Source organism: Aedoeadaptatus acetigenes (assembly GCF_025566985.1).
Classification (GTDB): domain Bacteria; phylum Bacillota; class Clostridia; order Tissierellales; family Peptoniphilaceae; genus Aedoeadaptatus; species Aedoeadaptatus acetigenes.
In genome coordinates, this window is sequence record NZ_JAOQJD010000026.1 from 1 (window position 1) to 7,206 (window position 7,206).

Annotated in this window: 7 protein-coding genes; 2 read left to right on the forward strand and 5 right to left on the reverse strand. The window is 50.7% G+C overall.

Annotated elements, in window-relative coordinates; all coding sequences use genetic code 11:
* Nucleotides 1-115: 115 nt before the first annotated feature.
* From OCV31_RS09500 to OCV31_RS09520, 5 genes are all read right to left on the reverse strand, one after another.
* Nucleotides 116-1,225, reverse strand: a complete 1,110-nt coding sequence (locus tag OCV31_RS09500) for a PIN/TRAM domain-containing protein (RefSeq protein WP_267303933.1) — start codon at nucleotides 1,223-1,225, stop codon at nucleotides 116-118.
* Nucleotides 1,226-1,232: 7 nt separating this feature from the next.
* On the reverse strand, nucleotides 1,233-1,745 hold the full coding sequence (locus OCV31_RS09505) for a CarD family transcriptional regulator (RefSeq protein WP_148474649.1): 513 nt from the start codon (nucleotides 1,743-1,745) through the stop codon (nucleotides 1,233-1,235).
* 168 nt (nucleotides 1,746-1,913) lie between these two features.
* A complete protein-coding gene (locus OCV31_RS09510; RefSeq protein ID WP_148474651.1) occupies nucleotides 1,914-3,137 on the reverse strand; it encodes a glucose-6-phosphate isomerase in 1,224 nt (407 codons plus the stop codon).
* An 8-nt stretch (nucleotides 3,138-3,145) separates the two neighbouring features.
* Nucleotides 3,146-4,219, reverse strand: a complete 1,074-nt coding sequence (locus tag OCV31_RS09515) for a SpoIIE family protein phosphatase (protein WP_148474653.1) — start codon at nucleotides 4,217-4,219, stop codon at nucleotides 3,146-3,148.
* Between the two features lie 18 nt (nucleotides 4,220-4,237).
* Nucleotides 4,238-5,356, reverse strand: a complete 1,119-nt coding sequence (locus OCV31_RS09520; RefSeq protein ID WP_148474655.1) for a THUMP domain-containing class I SAM-dependent RNA methyltransferase — start codon at nucleotides 5,354-5,356, stop codon at nucleotides 4,238-4,240.
* Between the two features lie 156 nt (nucleotides 5,357-5,512).
* Here OCV31_RS09520 and OCV31_RS09525 point away from each other — a divergent pair, with 156 nt between their 5' ends.
* Nucleotides 5,513-5,869 (forward strand): desulfoferrodoxin family protein, encoded by a 357-nt coding sequence (locus OCV31_RS09525; protein WP_108830697.1) that lies wholly within the window; start codon nucleotides 5,513-5,515, stop codon nucleotides 5,867-5,869.
* Between the two features lie 85 nt (nucleotides 5,870-5,954).
* On the forward strand, nucleotides 5,955-7,206 hold a 1,252-nt coding region (locus OCV31_RS09530; protein WP_148474657.1), incomplete at its 3' end, for an ISL3 family transposase.

Sequence of the window (7,206 nt, forward strand, 5' to 3'; positions counted from 1 at the left end):
CTTTATTATTTTGTGGTGATTTAATTTTAGGCGATAGGGAAAACAAGTGCTATCTTTTTGCACAAAAATATCCATTGAGGAGCTTACTCCCCAATGGATATTATAGAGCCTTTTTTTAATCCATGGGTTTGGCGAAAATCATTTTTCCGGCCGAGGTTTGGAGCATGCTGGTCACCATGCAGTCCACATTGTGCCCGATGTAGTCGATGCCGTTTTCCACGACGATCATGGTGCCGTCGTCCAAATAACCCAGGCCCTGTTTTTCCTGGCTGCCGGGCTTTACGACGAAGACATTGATCTTCTCGCCGGTGACGAAAACGGGCTTCATGGCATTGGCCAAGGCGTTGATGTTCAAGACGCGAATGCCCTGCACCTCCGCCACTTTGTTTAAATTAAAGTCGTTGGTTACTACCACGCCCTTTACTTCTTTGGCCATGCGCAGAAGCATGGTATCCACTTCCGTTAAATCGGCGTAGTTTTTCTCCACGATTTTAATTTTGTAGCGGCTGTCCTGCTGAAGCTTTTTCAACGCGTCCAGGCCCTTGCGGCCCTTCGCCCGGCTCATGCCGTTGGACGAATCGGCGATGCCCTGCAGCTCCCGCAACACGAAATCGGGCACGACGACGGGCCCTTCGAGAAAGCCCAGCTCGATAATGTCCACGATTCGCCCGTCGATGATGACCGACGTATCCAAAAGCTTCGGCACACCTTGTTTTTTGTCGCCGCTTTTCAACTTCACGGTGCCGGTTCCCTGGAGAAAAAGATTCCGAAAGGAACCGGCGATTTCTTCTCGTTTGTAAAGCATAATCCGAACGCCCAAAACGGCCAAGACGATGTAAATAATCAGCGACAAAATGCTGCTGACGTAGTCGATGTTCAGCCGGTAAATGGGCAGGGACACGAGAAAGGCAATTAAAATGCCGATAATCAAACCGAGAATGCCCCACAAAATATCCGATGCGGGGACGTCTTTCATTTCCGATTCGGCAAAATCCACAAGGCGCCACAATGCCCCGTAAGCGTGTTTCCCGAGGATAAAAAATATAATGGCAAATAAAATATAAATGACGACGGGAATCGCCCCTTGGGGAATCAGACGACCGAGAATTTTCATGGCATTTAAATCGCGCAACAATCCCAAAACCAAGCGCCCGACGGCCAGGCCCAAAAGGGTAAACAGCAGTCGGAACACCCAGTGGAAGATGCGATTCGATCGAATTCCCATGCGCACCCTACTTTCTTTCTTCAATGTCCTTCAGGCAACCCTCCGCCATGGTATTGTCCACGAGTTCCACCACTTCGTCGAAGGTTTTGTCGTAGACCAGGACCATTTCAGACAAAATAATTTGACGGGCCGTGTTCAAAATTTTGCGTTCCCCTGTGGAGAGTGCTTTTTCTCTGTCCAGGCTTTCCAAATTTTTAATGACCTTGGCGATTTCTTCCAGGTCGCCGGTTTTGATTTTGTCTTGGTGGAAACGGTAACGGCGATTCCAGTTCGTCGGCATTTTTTCCTTGGCGGGATCTTTTAATACCTCCAACACCTTGTCCATTTCTTCCGGCGACTTAATGTCGCGAATGCCCACATCCCCCATGCTGCCCAATGGAACCAGCACCTTCATTTCGTTGACGGGGATTTTCATGACGTAGTATTCTTTCTTTTCTCCCAAGATTACCTTGGTCTCGATGTCGACAATAATGCCGGCACCGTGTACGGGATAGACGATCTTGTCACCTATATTAAACATAGTTTCCTCCTATCCTACCTATATTCCCACGTTAATTATATCATATTTAGGAAATTTATCATAGTATCACATCTATGATGCCGTTTCAAGTGATTTCAAAAACTTTCCCCCGCTCAATCGGGCCCTTCCATTTAAAAAAGGGGCACAAGCCCCTTTCGTCTTTTCAAGTTATAAACGCTCTTTCATGGCTTTTTTGTAGGCCTCCACGCCCGGTTGATCAAAGGGATTCACCCCTTGAAGGTAGGCGCTTATGGCACAGGCGTATTCCATGGTATAGAAAAATTCGCCCAGTGCGTAGGCGTCGAAAGCGTCGTAAACGAAGGAGATCGTGGGTACGTTCCCTGCTTCGTGAGCCGCCCGCGTTCCTTCGAAGGCGGCGCGGTTCACATCGTCTACGGCTACGCCTTCAATCGAATCCAAGCCGTCGTCCATGGCCATGGCGGGAATCTTCAGATCCGATCCCGAGCGCTCGGCGTAGAGCACGGTTTCAAAAAAGTTTCGCGGCCCTTCCTGCACCCATTGGCCCATGGCGTGAAGGTCCGTGGAGTAGCTTAAGGCGAGGGGCAAAATGCCCTTTCCTTCTTTTCCTTCGCTTTCGCCGAAGAGTTGCTGCCACCAGCGGCCCAGGGGCGCGAGGCGCGGCTCGTAGGTGGCGAAAATTTCCGCCACTTTCCCCTCGCGGCGCATGCCGTGGCGAGCGAGTGCGTAGTCTGAAGCCCGATTGTTTTTCGGATCGCGGGCGACGGCATCTTTCGCATCTCGCGCCCCTTTCATTAAGGCCTCGAGGTCCACGCCGGCAAAGGCCATGGGAAACAGGCCCACAGGACTTAAGACGGAGTAGCGCCCGCCCATGTCCTCGGGAACGACGAAGCGGCGAATCTTCTTCGCTTCGGCAAAGTCGTGAAGCTTTCCTTTTTTTCCGTCGGTGATGGCGGTGACGGATTTTGATAAATCTGCGCCGGCCGCCTCGGCCTTTTCCAAAAAGAAGCGAAAGGCCATGGCCGTCTCCCGTGTAGATCCGGATTTTGAAATCACCACCACATGGTCTTTCTTCGGATCGTAGGCTCGAAGGCCTCTTTCCAGATCCCGGGCGGAAAAGGAATTGCCGTAGAAATGCACGCCTTCTTTTTCAAGGGCACAAATCGCGGCATAGGCCCCAAGGTAGGATCCGCCGATTCCCAAGACGTAAAGGTCTCGGGCCTCGATGGTTTCGATGTGAGCCGTCACCTCGCGAATGTCTTCCGCCATTTTTTCGTCGGGATAGTCGATCCAACCGGTCCATTCCATCCCCGGTGCACTTCCCTTTTTCAGCCCGTCCAGAACGAGATCCAGGGACTTTTTCCCTTCGTTTCGTTTGCATTCGTCGAATGTATGGGAACTTCTGAAATCCATGGCTCCTCCTAGATCAGTTTCATATAAAGACAGGTCATGTCGTCGACAATGTCTTCGTAAATAAATTCGCTGAGCGCCCGATGAATTTCGGCCAGGGGCTCGTCGCCGATTTTACTGAACAGATCCCGCAGGGCATCCACGCCGTATTGCTTCCTGCCCCGACTGCGGCATTCCGTAATTCCGTCGGTGTAAAATAAAAGCTCGTCGCCTTTTTGCAAATAGACGCTGCGGCACTCGTAGAAGGTCGCCTCCACGAGCTGGGATACGGGAAAGCCTGAGTTGATCAAAAGCCGCACATAGCCCTGCCGCTTCAACAGAGGCGGGCAATCGTGGCCGGCATTGGCGTAGGTAAACTTCCTCGTCTTTTTCGAGTAGACGCCGAGAAACATGGTGAAATACATGGTATCCGGCGGATTCAACTCCCGGAAGCGGTGCACCAATTCCATCATGGCCACCGTAGGATCAATTAAAATCTCCGGATCCATGTTCCGCATCGTCTGGGAAATAAACAGCGTCGCCATGGAGGAGGCGAATCCGTGGCCCACGGCATCAGCCATGTAAATCGCCGTCCGGTCCTCGTCGATTTCGATAATGTCGAAGAAATCGCCGCTTAATATTTCCGCCGGGCGGTAAAAATAGTCTCTGAAGAAAAACCGGTCGTAGCCGCGCTTGGGCAAAAGAGCCCGCTGAACGGAAGAGGCGCTGATCTGCTCCTCGATGAGGGCGCGATTTTTTTCGATCAATTCCACCTGTAGCCGCTTTTCCAAACTCTTGTCGCGAAACACTTCGATGGCGCCGACGATTTCTCCCTCTTCCGAGCGAATGGGATTGGTCTTTACCGAATAATAGGTCTCGCCGATATAGGTCTCCCGCTGAATGTTCTCGCCGCTTCCCAAACACCGGGCAGTCATGCGGAAATCGTCGTGGCCGGTGGCCTTTCCTTCGTTTCTCTCAAGGACCTGTTTCATGGCATGATTATAGTAGACCACGCGATTGTCTTTGTCCACGACGCGAATTAAATCGGTCATCGTGTCCAAAAGCTTGGCCTCGATTTTATTGCTTAAAATCTCTCTTTCGTTCATGCCTGCCTCTTTCGCAACTTAAGGTCTGGGACCGTAGTATTGGTAGTAATCCGTTTTGATCTTGCCGTTGTAAAGCTTGCGCTTTCTGTCCGCTTTCTTGCCGAAGCCCCGTTCAAAGCCTTCGTCCGCCGTAATAATGTAGTGGCTCCAGGTCGGCAATGTTTTTGCCAATTGACCCAGCTCCCGGTTCAGCGCCATGACCGATTCTTTGTCTTCGATCCGTACACCGTAGGGCGGGTTGGTAATGATCACGCCGTAGTCTCCGGCTAAATCCAGCTGCGCAATGTCTTTTTCCCTTAAGGTCACGTCGTCTAAAAAACCAAGGGAATCCAAGTTGATCCGCGCCGCTTCCAGGGCCTTGGGATCCACGTCGAAGCCGTAGAGCTCCAGCTTGCTGTCGTAGTCGATCATTTCAAAGGCTTCTTTTCGCATGGCCTTCTCGTTGGCGCCCTCCAAATTCCAGTACTCAAAGTCGAAGCGCCGGTTCAGCCCCGGAGCGATGTTTCGCCCCAAGAGGATCGCTTCGATTAAAATGGTGCCGCTGCCGCAAAAAGGATCCACGAGCATGCGGTTTTTGTTCCAAAAACTGAGCTGCACCAAGCCCGAAGCCAGGGTCTCCGTCAAAGGCGCCTTCACCGAGCGCTTTCTGTAACCCCGATCGTGAAGGCCGTCGCCGGACGTGTCCAAATAGATCGTGGCCAAGTCGTCAACGATGCGCACGCCGATGCGGTAGCGCGCCCCGTTTTTTTCAAACCATTCCGTTTTGTAGCGGGTCTGAAGCTTGTTGACCACGGCTTTTTCCGTGATTCTTTGAATATCCGACAGGGAAAAAAGCTGCGATTTTCTGCTCTTGGCCTCGGTAATAAAGTTTGCCGTCTTGGGCATAATGTCCGGCCAGGGCAAATCGTAGACGCCGTCGAAAAGCTCCGTAAAGCTTCGCGCCTCAAAGCGAGCCAGCACCCAGTGCACCCGCTCCGCCGTGCGCAAATGTAAATTTAATCGACTGATGTCTTCCGTTTTTCCTTCCATGGACACGAGACCGTCTTGCACGCGAATATTTTTCATGCCCAGGGCCTGAGCTTCTCGTTTCAAAACGGCTTCCATGCCGATGTTTGCTGTCGCTTCCAAATAAATCATAGAACACCTCCACTCTATTATACTAAATTACACCCTGTTTGAACATGATTCCATCAAAAGCTCGGAATAAAAGATCGATTGACTGTTGTTTTTGTGAAATAGTGGGTATATAAACATTGTAAAGTAACATTCAGAATCACTGGGAGGTATTCATTCATGACAAAATTAACCGAAACCGTCAAATCCGGCGACTTTAAAAACGAAAAACACGTTCCCGAAATCGAAGCATCCTTCGAAGGCGGCTTAGTCAAAGTATCCGTTGCCGTCGGCAAGGAAATCGAACACCCCAACACATTGGAACACCATATTTCCTGGATCAAAGTCTTCTTCAAGGCTGAAGGCGCTGCAGCTCCCGTCGAAGTCGGCAGCTACGAATTCAACGCACACGGCGAAAGCGACGTCTTCACCGTTCCCGAAGTAAAAACCTGCTTCAAGAGCGAAAAGAAAGGCACCGTATACGCACTGAGCATGTGCAACATTCACGGCCTTTGGGAAAATGTCGTCGAACTCTAATGATCGACTTCTGAATTGATCCCTCGCCCCCGCTTCGGGGGCTTTTTTATGGCTCTATAATATCAGTTGGGGAGTAACCTCCTTAATGGATATTTTTGTGCAAAAAGATAGCACTTGTTTTCCCAATTACCTAAAATTAAATCACCACAAATTAATAAAGGGGGTTAAACAAGTGCAAAACAATATTACCACATTACTTTTAGGAATCCAAGACGTCGAGGTTACCGCTGTTTTAGAAGAAAGACGGCTCATTACCATTGACTGCAAACCCGTTCATGATCGGGTTTGTCCTCACTGTGGCTCGACCCACGCTTGGGTCCACGATCACCGGGAGCAAGTGCTACGGGACGCACCGATGCGCCGAAAGCACGTGCTTCTGCGGGTTAAGAAGACACGGTATGATTGCAAGGATTGCGGGGCGCGCTTTGAGGCACCTCTTTCCTTTGCCGCCAAGGGCAAGCAGATGACAAAGCGTTTAATTGCTTATGTGGTGGATGCCTTCCGGGATATTCGTTCTGTGTCGGAGTTGGCGCGGGAAGTGGGCATTTCAACGACGAGCATTTTCCGCATCGTCGCTTGTTTGTTTGTGCCCCGGCAACGGCTGCCTCGCGTCTTTTGCATCGACGAATTTAAGGGCGATAGTGGCGGAAGCAAGTACCAGACCACCCTAGCTGATGGGGAAGCCCATCGAATCATCGACATTCTTCCGACGCGCTACGGCAAGGATTTAGCCGCTTATTTCTCTTCCATTGATCGAGCGGAACGACGTGGCGTCGAAATCTTTGTCAGCGATATGTGCGGCACCTTTAAAGGCGTGAAAGAGGCTTTCTTTCCACAAAGTACCCATGTCATCGACCGCTACCATTTCATCCGTCAAGTCCATTGGGCCTTGGAAAATGTGCGGAAGCGGGAACAGAAACGGATGACGGCGACGGAAAGAAAATGGTTTAAACGAAGCCGCAGTCTACTGAAAAAGCCGGCTAAAGACCTTACAGAGGCGGAAAAAGGTCTCGTCGCCACCATGCTCGAAAAGAGCGATTCCATTCGAACCGCCTACATCTTAAAAGAAGGCTATTACACCTACGTCCTTTCTCAGAACGACAAAGAAACCGCCGCCACCGCTCTTTCAAAGTGGATGGAAGAAGCAAAGAATAGCGGGCAAAAGGAGTGGCGCTACTGCTTGCGCGCCTACAAAAACTGGTTCGATGAGATTACCAACAGCTTTGATTACCCGTGGAGTAACGGCTACGTGGAAGGAACGCACAACAAGATCAAGACCGTGAAGCGCGTCGCTTTTGGGATGCGTAACTTTCATCATTTCCGAACCAAACTGCTTT